General features: G+C 72.1%; 17 protein-coding genes. 15 read left to right on the top strand and 2 right to left on the bottom strand.

Features of this window, described 5'->3' with window-relative positions; translation table 11 throughout:
* The first annotated feature begins 61 nt into the window (after positions 1-61).
* The 10 genes from atpE (at position 62) to ACFTWP_RS12785 (ending at position 8,497) form a co-directional block, all read left to right on the top strand.
* Complete coding sequence (gene atpE, locus ACFTWP_RS12830) at positions 62-289, top strand: ATP synthase F0 subunit C (RefSeq protein WP_355650837.1); 228 nt, start codon at positions 62-64, stop codon at positions 287-289.
* 41 nt (positions 290-330) lie between these two features.
* Positions 331-891, top strand: a complete 561-nt coding sequence (locus ACFTWP_RS12825; RefSeq protein WP_073926121.1) for a F0F1 ATP synthase subunit B — start codon at positions 331-333, stop codon at positions 889-891.
* The gene (locus ACFTWP_RS12820; protein ID WP_380264509.1) at positions 888-1,703 is read left to right on the top strand and encodes a F0F1 ATP synthase subunit delta; all 816 of its coding nucleotides are present in this window, start codon (positions 888-890) and stop codon (positions 1,701-1,703) included. The genes ACFTWP_RS12825 and ACFTWP_RS12820 overlap by 4 nt, the downstream gene beginning before the upstream one ends.
* 157 nt (positions 1,704-1,860) lie before the next feature.
* Complete coding sequence (gene atpA / locus ACFTWP_RS12815) at positions 1,861-3,435, top strand: F0F1 ATP synthase subunit alpha (protein WP_073926119.1); 1,575 nt, start codon at positions 1,861-1,863, stop codon at positions 3,433-3,435.
* A gap of 32 nt (positions 3,436-3,467) precedes the next feature.
* A complete protein-coding gene (locus tag ACFTWP_RS12810; protein WP_380264508.1) occupies positions 3,468-4,382 on the top strand; it encodes a F0F1 ATP synthase subunit gamma in 915 nt (304 codons plus the stop codon).
* A gap of 3 nt (positions 4,383-4,385) precedes the next feature.
* Positions 4,386-5,828 carry a F0F1 ATP synthase subunit beta gene (atpD, locus tag ACFTWP_RS12805; protein ID WP_191289505.1) on the top strand — a complete coding sequence of 481 codons (1,443 nt, stop codon included), beginning with the start codon at positions 4,386-4,388 and terminating at the stop codon, positions 5,826-5,828.
* Positions 5,829-6,016: 188 nt separating this feature from the next.
* On the top strand, positions 6,017-6,397 hold the full coding sequence (locus tag ACFTWP_RS12800) for a F0F1 ATP synthase subunit epsilon (RefSeq protein WP_380264507.1): 381 nt from the start codon (positions 6,017-6,019) through the stop codon (positions 6,395-6,397).
* Positions 6,398-6,526: 129 nt separating this feature from the next.
* Positions 6,527-7,027, top strand: coding sequence for a DUF2550 domain-containing protein (locus ACFTWP_RS12795; RefSeq protein ID WP_380264506.1), 501 nt, complete (start codon positions 6,527-6,529; stop codon positions 7,025-7,027).
* A 259-nt stretch (positions 7,028-7,286) separates the two neighbouring features.
* Positions 7,287-7,910: a Uma2 family endonuclease gene (locus ACFTWP_RS12790; protein WP_380264589.1), complete on the top strand. Its 624-nt coding sequence runs from the start codon at positions 7,287-7,289 to the stop codon at positions 7,908-7,910.
* A 14-nt stretch (positions 7,911-7,924) separates the two neighbouring features.
* Complete coding sequence (locus tag ACFTWP_RS12785; RefSeq protein ID WP_380264505.1) at positions 7,925-8,497, top strand: cob(I)yrinic acid a,c-diamide adenosyltransferase; 573 nt, start codon at positions 7,925-7,927, stop codon at positions 8,495-8,497.
* Positions 8,498-8,536: 39 nt separating this feature from the next.
* On the opposite strand, the gene ACFTWP_RS12780 is transcribed toward ACFTWP_RS12785, so the two are convergent.
* The gene (locus ACFTWP_RS12780) at positions 8,537-9,070 is read right to left on the bottom strand and encodes a hypothetical protein (protein WP_380264504.1); all 534 of its coding nucleotides are present in this window, start codon (positions 9,068-9,070) and stop codon (positions 8,537-8,539) included.
* A gap of 168 nt (positions 9,071-9,238) precedes the next feature.
* On the opposite strand from ACFTWP_RS12780, the gene ACFTWP_RS12775 reads away from it, so the two are divergent.
* Together ACFTWP_RS12775 and ACFTWP_RS12770 are read left to right on the top strand one after the other, a co-directional pair.
* Complete coding sequence (locus ACFTWP_RS12775; RefSeq protein ID WP_380264503.1) at positions 9,239-10,447, top strand: sensor histidine kinase; 1,209 nt, start codon at positions 9,239-9,241, stop codon at positions 10,445-10,447.
* Entirely contained in the window at positions 10,444-11,097 is a 654-nt protein-coding gene (locus ACFTWP_RS12770) for a response regulator (RefSeq protein WP_380264502.1), read from the top strand. Before ACFTWP_RS12775 ends, ACFTWP_RS12770 begins: the two co-directional genes overlap by 4 nt.
* Positions 11,098-11,166: 69 nt before the next feature.
* On the opposite strand, the gene ACFTWP_RS12765 is transcribed toward ACFTWP_RS12770, so the two are convergent.
* A complete protein-coding gene (locus tag ACFTWP_RS12765; protein ID WP_380264501.1) occupies positions 11,167-11,454 on the bottom strand; it encodes a hypothetical protein in 288 nt (95 codons plus the stop codon).
* 235 nt (positions 11,455-11,689) lie between these two features.
* Here ACFTWP_RS12765 and ACFTWP_RS12760 point away from each other — a divergent pair, with 235 nt between their 5' ends.
* From ACFTWP_RS12760 to ACFTWP_RS12750, 3 genes are all read left to right on the top strand, one after another.
* On the top strand, positions 11,690-12,556 hold the full coding sequence (locus ACFTWP_RS12760) for a 3-hydroxyacyl-CoA dehydrogenase family protein (RefSeq protein WP_380264500.1): 867 nt from the start codon (positions 11,690-11,692) through the stop codon (positions 12,554-12,556).
* Positions 12,557-13,041: 485 nt separating this feature from the next.
* Positions 13,042-13,413, top strand: a complete 372-nt coding sequence (locus ACFTWP_RS12755; RefSeq protein WP_380264499.1) for an STAS domain-containing protein — start codon at positions 13,042-13,044, stop codon at positions 13,411-13,413.
* A gap of 468 nt (positions 13,414-13,881) precedes the next feature.
* Positions 13,882-16,113 carry an ATP-binding protein gene (locus ACFTWP_RS12750; protein WP_380264498.1) on the top strand — a complete coding sequence of 744 codons (2,232 nt, stop codon included), beginning with the start codon at positions 13,882-13,884 and terminating at the stop codon, positions 16,111-16,113.

The raw sequence follows: 16,113 nt of genomic DNA, 5'->3' as shown, positions 1-16,113 counted from the left end.
CCTCCCGATCTCCCGGTGGCCAACCACCACCGGTTCTCCACCCCGCAAAGGATTAGCAGAGATGTCCGCTCTCGCTGAGGTTTCCGGTTCCGTCGCTTCCATCGGCTACGGCCTCGCCGCGATCGGCCCCGGCATCGGTGTCGGTCTGATCTTCGGCAACGGTGTGCAGGCCATGGCTCGTCAGCCCGAGGCTGCCGGCCTGATCCGCTCCAACATGTTCATCGGCTTCGCTCTGACCGAGGCGCTCGCGCTCATCGGCATCGTCATGCCGTTCGTGTTCGGTGTCTGATTCCGGCACATCGGTAGCCCTTTTCGACGAAAGGTTCTGATATGAGCCCCGTGGTCTTCCTTGCGGAGGAGGGGGAGAAGATGAATCCTCTCCTCCCCGCATGGCCCGAGGTCATCATCGGCCTGCTCTGCTTCTTCATCGTCTTCGGCCTCCTCGGCAAGAAGCTCCTGCCCAGCATCGAGAAGGTGCTGGCGGACCGCCGGGACGCCATCGAGGGCGGTATGGAGCGAGCCGAGGTCGCTCAGCGCGAGGCTCAGGCCCTGCTCGAGCAGTACCGCGCCGAGCTCGCCGAGGCGCGTCACGAGGCCGCCCGGATCACCGAGCAGGCCCGTGAGCAGGGCGCTGCCCTGGTCGCGGAGATGCGCGAGGAGGGCCAGCGTCAGCGCGAGGCCATCGTCGCCGCGGGCCACGCCCAGATCGAGGCGGACAAGAAGCAGGCGACTGCGGCCCTGCGTTCCGACGTGGGTTCGCTCGCCTCGCAGCTGGCCTCCCGCATCGTCGGCGAGTCCCTTGAGGACTCCGCCCGGCAGAGCGGCGTGATCGACCGTTTCCTTGAGGACCTGGAGGCCAAGGCCGCCGCGTCCACGGCGGCTGCCAAGTGATCGGCGCAAGCCGTGAGGCCCTCGCAGCCGGGCGGAAGAACCTCGACAGCCTGACCGACTCCACCTCGGTGGACGCGGCCGCGCTGGCCGAGGAGCTCGCCGCCGTCACGGTCCTGCTGGACCGCGAGGTGTCGCTGCGCCGTGTCCTGACCGACCCCTCGCGGTCCGGTCAGGACAAGGCCGCGCTGGTCGGCTCGCTGTTCGCGGGCCAGGTCTCGGGCGTGACCGTCGACCTGGTGTCGGGCCTCGCCCGCTCCCGCTGGTCGGGCGCGCGTGACCTGGTGGACGCCACCGAGGAGCTCGCCGCGTACGCCGAGGTCATCGCCGCCGACAAGGCCGGTGCCCTGGACGACGTCGAGGACGAGCTGTTCCGCTTCGGCCGGATCGTCAGCGGCTCGCACGAGCTGCGCAGTGCGCTCACCGAGCCGAAGGCCGGTGCCGCCGCCAAGGCCGCGCTGGTCGTCAAGCTGCTCGGCGGCCGGGCCAACCCGGGCACCGTCCGGCTGGTCACCGGCCTGGTCGCGAACCCGCGTGGACGTAGCCTTGAGCAGGGCCTCGAGTCCTACTCGAAGCTCGCCGCCACCCGGCGCGGTCGCGTGGTGGCCGTGGTCACCAGCGCGGTGCCGCTGTCGGACAGCCAGAAGGAGCGCCTGTCGGGCGCCCTCGGCCGGCTGTACGGCCGCCAGGTCCACCTGAACATCGACGTCGACCCCGCGGTCCGCGGCGGTGTCCGGGTGCAGATCGGCGACGAGATCATCGACGGGACCGTGTCGAGCCGCCTCGAAGGCGCTCGCCAGGCCCTCGAAGGCTGAGCACCGAGCAACATCCGACCCTCGGTCGGGCGCCGGCCCCGCATGGCGGGAGCCGGTAAATCGTACGGCCGGTTCGCAACGACCCGGCCGAGAGTCGAATACTTGCGGCCCTCAATGGCGGGCCGAGGATCGCAAACTAGGAGAGCAGGGAAGCCTGATGGCGGAGCTTACGATCCGTCCGGAGGAAATCCGGGACGCGCTGGCCGACTTTGTCCAGTCGTACCAGCCGGACGCCGCCTCGCGTGAAGAGGTCGGCACGGTTACTGATGCGGCGGACGGTATCGCCCATGTCGAGGGCCTGCCCTCGGTCATGGCCAACGAGCTGCTGAGGTTCGAGGACGGCACGCTCGGCCTCGCGCTGAACCTCGACACCCGCGAGATCGGTGTCGTCATCCTCGGTGAGTTCTCGGGGATCGAGGAGGGCCAGACGGTGCACCGCACCGGCGAGGTCCTCTCCGTTCCGGTCGGCGAGGGCTACCTCGGCCGCGTCGTGGACCCGCTGGGCAACCCGATCGACGGCCTGGGCGACATCGCCTCCAGCGGCCGCCGCGCCCTGGAGCTGCAGGCCCCCGGCGTCATGGTCCGCAAGTCGGTCCACGAGCCGATGCAGACCGGCATCAAGGCCATCGACGCGATGACCCCGATCGGCCGCGGCCAGCGCCAGCTGATCATCGGCGACCGCCAGACCGGCAAGACCGCGGTGGCGATCGACACGATCATCAACCAGCGCGACAACTGGCGCTCGGGCGACCCGAAGAAGCAGGTCCGCTGCATCTACGTCGCCGTCGGCCAGAAGGGCTCGACCATCGCGTCGGTCCGTGGCGCCCTGGAGGAGGCCGGCGCGCTGGAGTACACCACGATCGTGGCTGCTCCCGCCTCCGACCCCGCGGGCTTCAAGTACCTCGCCCCGTACACCGGCTCGGCCATCGGCCAGGAGTGGATGTACGACGGCAAGCACGTCCTCATCATCTTCGACGACCTGTCGAAGCAGGCCGAGGCGTACCGCTCCGTGTCGCTGCTGCTCCGTCGTCCGCCGGGCCGCGAGGCCTACCCGGGTGACGTCTTCTACCTGCACTCCCGCCTGCTGGAGCGCTGCGCGAAGCTCTCCGACGAGCTGGGCGCGGGCTCGATGACCGGTCTGCCGATCATCGAGACCAAGGCCAACGACGTGTCGGCGTACATCCCGACCAACGTCATCTCGATCACCGACGGCCAGTGCTTCCTGGAGTCCGACCTGTTCAACGCCGGCATCCGCCCGGCCGTGAACGTCGGCATCTCGGTCTCCCGCGTCGGTGGCTCGGCCCAGATCAAGGCCATGAAGTCGGTCGCCGGCCGCCTGCGCCTGGACCTGGCCCAGTACCGCGAGCTGGAGGCGTTCGCCGCCTTCGGTTCCGACCTGGACCCGGCCTCCAAGGCCCAGCTGGAGCGCGGTGCGCGCATGGTCGAGCTGCTCAAGCAGGGCCAGTACCAGCCGTTCCCGGTCGAGGAGCAGGTCGTCTCCATCTGGGCCGGCACCACCGGCAAGCTGGACGACGTCCCGGTGGCGGACATCCGCCGCTTCGAGCGCGAGTTCCTGGACCACCTGCGGACCTCGAAGAAGGACCTGCTGGCCGGCATCGTGGAGACCTCCAAGCTGGAGGACGGCACGATCGACGCGCTGACCGAGGCGATCAAGGCCTTCAAGCTGGGCTTCACCACCGCCGACGGCAAGCTCCTCGGCGAGCAGGCCTGAGTCCGGTAGCGAGGGAAAGGACGTAACGACCCATGGGAGCACAGCTTCGGGTCTACAAGCGCCGGATCCGCTCTGTCACCGCGACGAAGAAGATCACCAAGGCGATGGAGATGATCTCCGCGTCGCGCATCGTCAAGGCGCAGCGCGCGGTGGCCGCCTCCACTCCGTACGCCGATGAGCTCACCCGGGCGGTGACGGCGGTGGCCACCCGGTCCAACGCCAAGCACCCGCTCACCACCGAGAACCCGGCGGCGTCCCGCGCCGCGGTCCTGCTGATCACGGCGGACCGCGGCCTGGCCGGCGGCTACTCGACCAACGCCATCAAGCAGGCGGGCGCTCTCACCGAGCGCCTGCAGGCCGAGGGCAAGGACGTGGTGACGTACATCGTCGGTCGCAAGGGCGTCTCGTACTACAACTTCCGCCACCGCGAGGTAGCGCAGTCGTGGACGGGATTCTCCGACAAGCCGACCTACGGTGACGCGAAGACGGTGGCCGGCGCGCTGATCGAGGCGTTCACGGCGGAGAACGGCGGGGTGGACGAGCTCCACCTGGTCTCCACCAAGTTCGAGTCGATGCTCACCCAGACCGCCGTCGAGGCCCGGCTGCTGCCGCTGAAGCTGGACGAGGTCCAGCTCAGCGACGAGAAGCCGGCCAAGGCGGAGATCTTCCCGCTGTACGACTTCGAGCCGTCGGCCGAGGGCGTTCTCGACGCACTGCTGCCGCGGTACGTCGAGAGCCGGATCTACAACGCGCTGCTGCAGTCGGCCGCCTCGGAGCACGCCGCCCGGCGTCGTGCGATGAAGTCGGCTACCGACAACGCGGAAGAGCTCATCAAGGCGCTCACGCGGCTTGCCAACTCGGCCCGACAGGCCGAGATCACCCAGGAAATCAGCGAGATCATCGGCGGCGCCAACGCCCTCGCCGACGCTAACGCGGGGAGTGAATAAGACATGACCACCACTGTTGAGCCGACCACGGCGACGGGCCGCGTCGCGCGGGTCATCGGCCCGGTCGTCGACGTGGAGTTCCCCGTCGACGCGATTCCCAACATGTACAACGCGCTGAAGCTCGACGTCGAGACGTCGGACGGCGGCACGAAGACCCTGACGCTCGAGGTCGCCCAGCACCTCGGCGACGGCCTGGTCCGCGGCATCTCGATGCAGCAGACCGACGGCGTCGTGCGCGGCACGGTCGTGCGTGACACCGGCAAGGCCATCGAGGTCCCGGTCGGCCAGGTCACCAAGGGCAAGGTCTTCAACGCCCTCGGTGAGGTCCTGAACGTCGACAAGGACGAGTTCGAGTCCCAGGTCGAGGTCCGCTGGCCGATCCACCGCAAGGCCCCGGCCTTCAAGGACCTCGAGTCCAAGACGGAGATGTTCGAGACCGGCATCAAGGTCATCGACCTGCTCACCCCGTACGTCCAGGGTGGCAAGATCGGTCTGTTCGGTGGTGCCGGTGTCGGCAAGACCGTTCTGATCCAGGAGATGATCTACCGCGTCGCCGAGAACTTCGGTGGTGTGTCGGTGTTCGCCGGTGTCGGCGAGCGCACCCGTGAGGGCAACGACCTCATCCACGAGATGGTCGACTCGGGCGTTCTGGACAAGACCGCGCTGGTCTTCGGCCAGATGGACGAGCCGCCGGGCACCCGCCTGCGCGTCGCCCTGTCCGCTCTGACGATGGCGGAGTACTTCCGTGACGTCGAGCAGCAGGACGTCCTGCTCTTCATCGACAACATCTTCCGGTTCACCCAGGCCGGTTCCGAGGTGTCGACCCTGCTCGGCCGCATGCCCTCCGCGGTGGGCTACCAGCCGAACCTGGCCGACGAGATGGGCCTCCTCCAGGAGCGCATCACCTCGACCCGCGGTCACTCGATCACCTCGATGCAGGCGATCTACGTCCCCGCGGACGACCTGACCGACCCGGCGCCGGCCACCACCTTCGCCCACCTCGACGCGACGACGGTTCTCTCCCGTCCGATCTCCGAGAAGGGCATCTACCCGGCCGTCGACCCGCTGGACTCCACGTCCCGCATCCTGGACCCGCGCTACATCGCGCAGGACCACTACGACACGGCGCTCCGCATCAAGGGGATCCTGCAGAAGTACAAGGACCTCCAGGACATCATCGCGATCCTCGGCATCGACGAGCTGGGCGAGGAGGACAAGCTCACCGTCCACCGTGCCCGTCGGATCGAGCGCTTCCTCTCGCAGAACACCTACGTGGCGAAGCAGTTCACCGGTGTCGAGGGTTCGACCGTGCCGCTGTCGGAGACCATCGAGGCCTTCAACGCGATCGCGGACGGCAAGTACGACTCCGTCCCCGAGCAGGCCTTCTTCATGTGCGGTGGCATCGAGGACCTCGAGAAGAACGCCGCCGAGCTCGCGAAGAAGTAGTCGCGACCGGCCGGTAGCAGTCGAGTGACCGTGAGGGGTGGCCCCGAGCCCTGGGGACCACCCCTCACGGCGCACTCACTGTGATTCCGGTCATCTCCGTGCCGCCGGTTTCATCTCCGGGGCGCGGGCCCGTTATTCTTACCGAAACTCCCGAGTAATCGGGCGTTGCAAGAGCCTAGGAGCCCACGTTGGCTGAGCTGCACGTCGAGCTGGTCGCAGCCGACCGCAAGGTGTGGTCCGGTGCGGCCACCATCGTTGTCGCCCGTACGGCCTCCGGTGACACCGGCATCATGCCGGGCCACACCCCGGTGCTGAGCGTGCTGGAGTCCGGCCCGGTGACGATCCGGACCACCGACGGCAACGTCGTCGTGGCCGCCGTCCACGGCGGTTTCATCTCCTTCGCCGACAACAAGCTTTCTCTGCTCGCGGAGATCGCCGAGCTGGCGGACGAGATCGATGTCACCCGCGCGGAGCGCGCGCTCGACCTCGCCAAGGGCGAGAGCGACGCGCACGCCGAGCGACGCGCCGAGGTCCGCCTCGTCGCGGCAGGCCGCCGCAAGGCTGCCTGAACCCAGTCAGACCGACGGTCCCGGGGACGCGCGAGCGTGACCCCGGGACTGTCGTATCAGTTGGTAGGACAGTGCGGCCGACCGTCACGGCCGATTCGGGGTACGCAGGTAGCGAGGAGGTCGGTGAGCATGGTCCTCGCCCTTGTGGTGTGTGCGGCGGTCGTGGCGCTCGGCGTTGCGGGCCTGGTGGCGTTCGCCGTACGCCGGCGGGTGATCCAGCGGGTCGGAGGAACCTTCGACTGCAGCTACCGGCTCAAAATGCCGGCCGACGCCTCCACGCAGCCCGATCTCGACGAGAACGGCAAACCCACCTCCGCCCCGGTCCCGCAGACCGACGGCAAGGGGTGGGTTTTTGGTATCGGCCGCTACAGCGGCGACTCCATCGAGTGGTTCCGGGTCTTCTCCTACGCCCCCCGCCCCCGCCGGGTCCTGCCGCGCCGCGAGATCGAGGTGCTCGGCCGCCGCTACCCCGAGGGCCAGGAGGAGCTCGCCCTGCTCTCCGGCTCCGTCGTCCTGCGCTGCCTTCACAACGGCGCCCCCCTGGAGCTCGCCATGAGCGACGACGCCCTCACCGGCTTCCTCGCCTGGCTCGAAGCCGCCCCGCCCGGGCAGAGAGTCAACGTCGCGTAGCGACGGGACTCTCGGGGTGGGGGTCCCCCCGGCCGGAGGCTGGGGGAGGGTCAACGTCGCGTAGCGACGAGACTCTCGGGGTGGGGGTACCTCCCGGCCGGAGGCTGGGGGAGGGTCAACCTCGAACCACTGGATCACTCGTTCGAGGGCCCGGGTGGGAATCCCTCCCGGAGTGCGGATCGACGCGCCTAGCGTGTGCGGTGTTGGTTGTGCCACGGCACTGCGCCCGCCCACACTGTACGGAGGAGGTGTGTTCTCGATGACCGCTATGGCCCGTGAAGCAGATCTCGACCTTGGCGACCGTCCCGACCTCGAAGAGGTCCTGTGGCAGGCATGGCTAGCACTGGAACTCCCCGAGGGCTTTCACGCCGAGATCGTCGAGGGGTTCATCGAGGTGTCGCCGACCGGACGTTTGACCCATGCTCTTGCGGCCAACCGTCTCCGACGAGGCTTGGACGCCTTCCTGAGCGGGAGCGGCTCCGCCGGATACCAGGACACGAACGTGATCCACGGCAAGAAGGCATGGATTCCCGATGTGCTGGTGGCGGCCGAGGAATACGAGGCCGACCCGAATCAGCTCGGTATCGCGGGCGGGGATGTCCAGCTCGTCGCCGAGGTGGTGTCGCGCGGGCACGAGGACCGTAAGCGGGACCGGGTACGCAAGCGCAGGGAGTACGCGCGTGCGGGCATCCCGGTCTACGTCGTCATCGATGACTTCGACGGGGACGGGCACGTCACCGTCCTGACCGACCCGCATCCCGACCGGGCGACGTACGAGGCCGAGACCCGCGTCCCCTACGGGACCGAGGTCACCGTCCCCGAGGGCCCCGCGAAGGGCTTTGTGATCGGCGTCGCAATCACGGGTGAGCCCCGCCGGGCCTGAGTAGTCTGCTGCTCATGGTCAATCTGACGCGCATCTACACCCGTACCGGCGACGACGGCACCACGGCGCTGGGCGACATGAGCCGCACCACCAAGACCGACCCCCGGTTGATCGCCTACGCGGACACCAACGAGGCGAACGCGGCGATCGGGGTGGCCATCGCGGCCGGCGGGCTGGCCGAGGACGTGTCGGCGGTGCTGACCCGGGTCCAGAACGACCTCTTCGACGTCGGCGCCGACCTCGCGACCCCGGTGGTCGAGGACCCGAAGTACCCGCCGCTGCGGGTCCTGCAGACGTACATCGACCGGCTGGAGGCCGACTGCGACCTCTACCTGGAGTCGCTGGAGAAGCTCCGCAGCTTCATCCTGCCCGGCGGTACGGCCGGCGCCGCGTACCTGCACCTGGCCTGCACCGTGGTCCGGCGGGCCGAGCGGGCCACCTGGGCGGCGATCGAGGTGCACGGCGACAGCGTCAACCCGCTCACCGCCAAGTACCTGAACCGGCTCTCCGACCTGCTGTTCATCCTGGCCCGGGCCGCCAACAAGGAGCAGGGCGACGTGCTCTGGGTGCCGGGCGAGAACCGCTGACCCCGCGCCCGCCGGCCCCGCGCCCGCCGGCTCCGCCGCTCAGCGCGGCTGCTTGGGGAAGACCGTGTAGCTGGCCGCGACGACCAGGCTGACGCCCGTCACCCAGGCCATCCGGAGGTACCAGGCGGTGAGCGCGTCGCTTCGGTCCGAGTCGCCCGCCAGCAGGATCATCGCGGCGATCAGGGCGACGGTGACGGCGGCGCCCAGCAGCGTACGGCCGAAGATCCGCCACTCGTGGACGGCCCGCGCCCGGCCGTACTTCGGTGCGCCGGGCGGTTTCGGGCCGCCCGCGAAGCGGTGGGCCGCCCGGGCGTCGGCCCAGCGGACCAGGGAGTGCCCGTAGGCGGCCGTGAAGCCCACGTAGGCGGCGGCCAGGCCGTGGGTCGCGCTCGCGGTGGCGCCGTGCCGCAGGTCCAGCACGGTCGCGCCGACCACGACCAGGTCCACCAGCGGGAGGCCGAGCAGCAGCGCCGCACCCAGCCGGCGCAGGCCGAGCAGGTAGCGGGCGGCCAGGCCCGCGGCGAGCACGAGCCAGAAGCCGACCTCGCCGGCCACGACGACGGTCACGATCACGGTCGGCTCCTCTCTCCCGCGCTGGTTCCGGTGGTCGGTTCCAGCCTCGGGGATCCGGCCGGCCGGGTCGTCGTCACCAGTACCGAACGGGCCCTGCATCCTTCGATGTACGACGGATCGTCCCCCCGGTCCGCGCGCACGGCCCCGCCGGGTGATTGGGTGGGGTCCGTGACCGGATTCAGCCTCACCCCGCGCCAGGAGGACCGCACGATCGCCCTGGCGGGGCTGCTCGGCGGCCTGGTACTGATCGCCACCGGCGCGTACGACAACTCCGCGATGGTCCCGCGCTGGCTGGCGGTGCTGCCGCTCTGCCTGATGGCCGCCCTGGAGCTGCTGCGCCGGAGCCATCCGGTGTGGACGGTCTGCCTGGGCGGGCTGGTCTTCGCCGGCAACATCTTCGCCGGGTCGGTGGTGGCCACCGTCATCATGTACACCGACCTGCTCTACGCCGCCGTGCTCTACGGGCCCAAGCGGATGCCGCTGATCCTGCAGCTCACCGGCGCCGGATCGACCCTGGTGCTGAGCAGCCTGACCCTGCTCTACGGCACCGTCTCGGCCGCGCTGCTGGTGGCCGTCTTCGCGGCGCTGGTCTTCCTCGCGCCGGTCTGGACGGCCGATCTGCTGCGTCGGCACCGGGACGAGGCCGACGCCGAGCGGCTGCGCGCGCAGCAGACCGCGCTGCTCTCCGAGATGGACCGCCGGGGCGCGGTGGTCGCCGAGCGCGCCCGGATGGCCCGGGAGCTGCACGACGTCATCGCCAACCACCTCTCGGCCATCGCGATCCACGCGACCGGCGCACAGTCCCTGGCCCGCCGCCAGCAGCGGCCGCAGGACGACCCGCTGGTCGAGGTGCTGGCGGTGATCCGGGAGAACAGCGTGCAGGGGCTGACCGAGATGCGGCGGATGATCGGGCTGCTGCGCTCCAGCGGCGGCGGCGAGGCCGAGGAGTCGTACGCGGCGCCCGAACTCGACGCGGTGGACACCCTGCTGGAGAACGCCAGGGCGGCGGGCCAGGACGCCGGGCTGGCCTTCGAGGCGCACGAGCTGGGCGAGCGAGGGGACTTGGCGGTGCCGGTCGGGCTGGCCGCCTACCGGATCGTCCAGGAGTCGCTGACCAACGCCCTCAAGCACGCGGCGCCGGGCACCGTCCTGCTCCGGCTGACCTACCGGGCCGAGGAGCTGGAGATCGAGGTGGAGAGCCCGTACCGGGTGGGGGAGGGCCGGGTGCTGCCCGGAGCCCGGGCCGGGCTGGTGGGCATGCGGGAGCGGGCGGCCCTGCTCGGCGGGCGGTTCGAGGCCGGGGCGCACGGCGACCGTTGGCGGGTCCGCGCGGTGCTGCCGCGCGGGCTGGTGGCGCAGGGGAAGGAGCGGGGATGACGATCCGGGTGCTGGTGGCCGAGGACCAGGCGGCGGTCCGGGCCGCACTGGTGATGATCCTGGGCGCCGAGCCCGGGATCGAGGTGGTCGGGCAGGCGGCCGACGGGGAGGAGGCCGTGCGCCTCGCGCTGGAACTGCGGCCGGACGTGGTGCTGATGGACATCCAGATGCCCCGTCTCGACGGTGTCTCGGCGACCCGCCAGGTGGTGGCGGCCGGCGCCGCCGAGGTGCTGGTGCTGACCACGTTCGACCTCGACGAGTACGTCTACGGGGCGTTGCGCGCCGGGGCGGCGGGCTTCCTGCTGAAGGACCTGGAGGCGGACACGCTGATCGAGGGCGTCCGCACGGTGGCCCGGGGCGACGGCATGCTGGCCCCCTCGGTGACCAGGCGGCTGATCGGCACCTTCGCCCGCCCGGGGCGCCTGGTGGGTGCCGAGGCCAGGGCCGCGGTGGAGGCGTTGACTCCGCGCGAGCGCGAGGTGCTGTCCTGCATGGGTGCGGGCCTGTCCAACGGCGAGATCGCGCTGCGGCTGGAGATGGCGGAGGCGACCACCAAGACGCACGTCAGTCGGATCCTGGCCAAGCTGGAGCTGCGCAGCAGGGTCCAGGCGGCCATCCTGGCGCAGGACTTGGGGCTCGTCGCGCCCTGACGGGCGGCCCGGCGCCCGACCGCGCCCGACTGCGGCCCTCCGCGGGCCCGGCCGGGCCGCGTCGGGGGCTCAGCCGCGCCGCAGGGCGGCCCTGGCGGCGGCCTCGTCGGCGGGCCAGACCATCAGCCGCGGGCCCTCGGCCGTCGGCACCAGGGTGTGCCGCAGTCCGGCCGCGTCGAGCCGCGCGGCGAGTCGGCCGGCCTGCTCGGAGTCGGCGGGGGCGGCGACCGGGACGAGCAGGCCGTACTCCTCGGGGGCGCCGGTGCGCGGGCGCCGTTCGACCAGGGACTTCCCGCTGCCGTAGGTCCAGCGCAGCAGCAGGATCAGTACCGCCATCAGCGCGGCGGTGAGCGCCATGGACGCCAGACCTCGCACGGGTTGGTCCCTTCGCCGGTGCGTCCGTCCGGACGCAGATCACACCGGCCAATCTCACCACGAGGCCTGCCGGGGCGTTAGAGTCCGGCGGTGAGCGGCGCGGCTCCGGGGGGTGACCCCTGCCCTGGGCCGCCTTCAGGCACCGCCCTGAGCCGTCGGCCCGAGCACCGGGCCCCGGCGGCGGAGGGCGGTCAAACGGCACCCCGGGAGACCAGCCATGAGCAACGTACCCAGCAAGCAGATCGCCGTGATCGGCGCCGGACTGATGGGCGCCGGGATCGCGCAGGTCGCCGCGCAGGCCGGTCACCCGGTCGTGCTGCGGGACGTCACCGAGGAGGCGCTGCGCCGCGGCCTGGACGGCATCCGGGCCTCGTACGACAAGTTCGTCTCCAAGGGCAAGCTCGGCGCGGAGCAGGCCGAGGCGGCGCTCGCCCGGATCACCACCACCACCGACCTGGGCGCGGTGGCGGACGCGGACATCGTGGTGGAGGCCGTGTTCGAGCGCCTGGACGTCAAGGAGGGCGTGTTCCGGGAGCTCGACAAGATCGCCAAGGAGGGCGCGGTGCTGGCCTCCAACACCTCGGCCATCCCGATCACCCGGATCGCCGCCGCGACCGAGCGCCCGGAGTCCGTGGTCGGCGTGCACTTCTTCTCGCCCGTCCCGCTGATGAAGCTGGTCGAGCTGGTGCGCGGCTACAAGACCAGTGACGAGACGCTGGCCGTGGTCCGCGAGTTCGCCGAGGGGGTGGGCAAGGAGGTGGTCGTGGTCAACCGTGACGTGGCCGGCTTCGTCACCACCCGTCTGATCACCGCGCTGGTCGTCGAGGCCGCCAAGCTGTACGAGTCGGGCGTCGCCTCGGCCGAGGACATCGACACCGCCTGCCGGCTCGGTTTCGGCCACCCGATGGGCCCGCTGCAGACCGCCGACCTGACCGGCGTGGACATCCTGCTGCACGCCGCGCGCAACATCTACGAGGAGACCCAGGACGAGAAGTTCGCCGCGCCCGAGATCATGGCGCGGATGGTCACGGCGGGCGACCTCGGCCGCAAGAGCGGCCGCGGCTTCTACCCGTACGGGAGCTGACCCCCGCACCCCCGGAGCGGGGGGCCGGCGACGGGCGGGCCCGGGTGGATCGCACATCGTACGGCCCGCCCGCCCGGGGGCGGGTGAGTTTCCTCACGCAGGTGCCGCAGACGGGTGATATGGGCGGTAATCGAGCGTAGGTATGGGGACTTACTGCGTATATTCCCTCGGACGAGTGAAGTTGGTTCAGGTCTGGTCCGCGGCAGCAACCTGCGGAGCTGGTTCACCGTCAGATGAGGGGGAGCCCCGGTGCGAGCGCCGGGGTCCGGAGCGCGGGGCGGGTGCCCGCCCGGACCGCCCGGCCCGAACGCCCGTCGGACTCGAAACCGCCGGACCCGGACCGGCCGGAACCCCGTCGGTCGGAGCCGTCCGGCCGGCGCCGTACCGACCCGGAACGACAAGGCGACCTGCGGCCGGCAGCCCCTGGCGGGTGGCCGACGGCAGGCCGAGGCCCGTGGGCAGGCCTACGAGCGGAGGAGGAGAGCATGCGCATCATCGGTGACCACACCGCACTGGCCCTCGAAGGCCACCTCGACGTGCGCAGTGCCGCCGACGCCAGGGTCCTGCTGCACCAGGCCGTCGACGGCGGCCAGGGCGACCTCGTGCTGGACCTCGGCCGGCTGGAGTCCTGGGACGCCACCGGCCTGGGCGTCATCATGGGCACCCACCGCCGGGCCGGCCGGCTCGGCCGCCGGCTCGTCCTGCGGGCCGTGCCCGCGCAGCTCCAGCGCCTGCTGGTGGCCACCCGGCTGCACCGGATCCTGGCGGTCGAGGGCACCGTCCCGGACGTCCGCGGCGCCACCCTCCCCGGGCTCGGCCCGGTGACCGGACAGCCGGTCGCGGCCCCGCTGCTCTGAGTCCCGCTGCTCCGGGCCCTGCTGCTCCGGGCCCCGCTGCTCTGAGTCCTGCTGCTCCGGGCCCTGCTGCTCCGGGCCCCGCTGCTCCGAGTCCTGCTGCTCCGGGCCCCGCGCCGCCGGCGGGCCCGCCGTGTCGAGCGCCCCGCCGCGCGCCGCTCACGCCCGTACGTTCCCCGGTCCGCCGCCGCTCCGCCGCCTCCCGGTCGGTGCGCCGCGGGGCCCGCCCCCGGCGGTCGGCACGCCCCCGGGAGCAGTCGCCGCGTACATGTCGGATGCGAACGGGGCAGTTCCCGGAGCGTCCGGGCGCCCCCGTGAGGGGCCCGCGCTGCACGGACCGGCACGGATGTGCGAGAGTCTGCGGTCAGGAGACGGCCGCCGGGGACTCAACAGCCTGCCCGTGCAAGGCCAGTCGAACGTCGTCAGCGCCCCGGCCACCGGCCGGGCGTCCGAGCATGGGCGGAGCGATACGTGGGACAGCCAACCGGTGACTTCCGGCAGGAGAGCGTGCGGCCGCGTACCGGCGAACTGGTCTCCGGCGACCTGCTGGTGACCGTCGGCTCGACGGACGGATCCGAGGCCCGGCCGTGCCCCGACGACTGGCGGCCCCGCCCGCGGCGGGTGCAGCGCGGCGACCTGAGCCGCGCGCCGATGGGCCCCAGCCCCGCCGTCGGCCCGCTGGCCCTCGGCGCCGGCCCCGCCGACCTGCCGCTGCTGGACCGTGAGCGGGACGTCGCCCAGCTCCTCGGCAAGTTGGCCGAGGGCCGCTCGATACGCCTGGTCGGCCAGGCCGGCTCCGGGCGCAGCGCCCTGCTGTCCGCCGTGGCCGCCGCCGCCGGCGAGCTCGCCCCCGACGGTGTCGTCCAGCTCTGCGGCCACCGCCGGAACTCCGCCGACCTCCTCCAGGCGCTGTTCTCGGCCACCCACCACGCGCCCGGGTTCCGCCCGGACCCCAAGCAGCTCGCCCGCCACCTCGCGACCGTCGGCGCGGTGGTCGTGGTGGACGAGGTCGAGTCCGCCGGCGAGGAGTTGGAGGCCCTGCTGGCCGCCGCCCCCGACTGTGCGTTCCTCGTCTCGGTGGCCCCCGACAGCCCCGCCCTGGCCCTGGACTCCCGCCTGGAGGACCACCTGGTCGCGGGGCTGTCCCGTCCCGCCTGTCTGGCCCTCACGGCCCGGCTGGCCGGGCGCGCCCTCGACGAGGCCGAGCGGGCCTGGGCCGTCGACCTCTGGTTCGAGTCCGAGGGCCTGCCGCTGCGCTTCGTCCAGGCGGCCGCCCTGCTGCGCCAGCGCGACGTCGCGGTGGACGCCCTGGTGGCGGCCGAGGAGGATCGTCGGGGCGTCTTCGGCGCGGTCGAACACCCCGTCGTGGACGAGGACCCGGCCGTCCGGGAGGCCGAACTGCGGCGCACCGTACCGCTGCCGACGGTGGCCGAGAGCGCCGCGCCGGCGCTGCGGCTGGCGGAGGGCCTCAGCGAGTCCGCGCAGGCCGTGCTGCGGCTGTCGGTGGCGCTCGGCGGCGAGTGCCCGACCGCGCCGCACCTGCCCGCACTGATCGACGTCGGGCAGGGTGAGAGCGCCCTGCACGAGCTGGCCGACTGCGGGCTGGCCGTCTCCATCGGCGGCCACCACCGGCTCACCGCCGGCGCGTTGGAGCTGCTGGAGCCGCACTGGCCGGCCGCCGACAGCACCAGGGGCGCCGCCACCCACTTCTCCTGGTGGGTCGGCCACAGTTCGGTGAGCACCGAGCAGGTCGCCGCCGAGGCCGAGGTGGTGATCGGCGCGATGCTCGCCGACCGGGCCGCCAAGCGCCCCGAGGCCGTCCTGCGGCTGGCCCGCGCAGCGGCGCCGGCCCTCGCCCTGGCGCTGCGCTGGGGAGCGTGGGAGCGGGCCCTGCAGCTCGGCCTGGAGGCCGCCCGCGCGGTCGGGTCGGGCCCCGACGAGGCCTGGTTCCACCACGAGCTCGGGGTGTACGCGCTCTGCCGTCAGACGCCCGAGCGGGCGGTGGCCGAACTGGAGGCGGCGGTCGGCCTGCGGGTCGCGCTGGGCGAGCAGCGCGGTACCGCCGCGGCCCGGCGGATGCTGGATCTGCTGCGGACGGACACCCTGGCGCTCACGGCGGCGGACGGCGACCTGCCGGTGGTCACCCGACGGCCCGTCATCCGGGCGATCGCGCAGGTGCCTTGGCGGTTCGGCATGATCCCGAAGGGCGGCGGCCGGAGCCGGACGGTCATGGCCGCCTCGGCGGCGGTGCTGGCGCTCGGCGTCCTGGGTACGGCGGTCGGGCTGAGCGTGGCCGGAACGGACACCCCCAGGGGCGGTACGCCCGCCCGCAACGGCGCTCCGGACGAACCGGGCAGCCTGACCGGCGACTTCACGATCCCCGCGCCGAGCTCCTCGGGCAGCGGGGAGGCCTCGCCCACGGGGACGGACTCGCCGTCCCCCGAGGCCTCGGAGACCGAGGCGAGCCCGTCGCCCTCGGGTTCGGCGTCCGCCTCGCCCTCGCCGAAGAAGTCCACGAAGTCGCCGAGCCCCGGGGCGTCCAGTCCGTCGGCGCCGGGGACGACCCCGCAGCCGCCGGTGGTGCCGCCGGTCCAGCCGACCCAGCCTCCGGTGCCGAGCTCCACCCCGTCGCCCACGGCGAGCGCCTCGCCGAGTCCGAGCCCGAGTCCGAGCTCGACCGCGTCCACGTCGCCGACCCCGTAG

The organism is Kitasatospora sp. NPDC057015 (assembly GCF_042673745.1).
Taxonomy (GTDB): Bacteria; Actinomycetota; Actinomycetes; order Streptomycetales; family Streptomycetaceae; genus Kitasatospora.
This window is presented reverse-complemented; position numbering and strand designations above follow the sequence as displayed.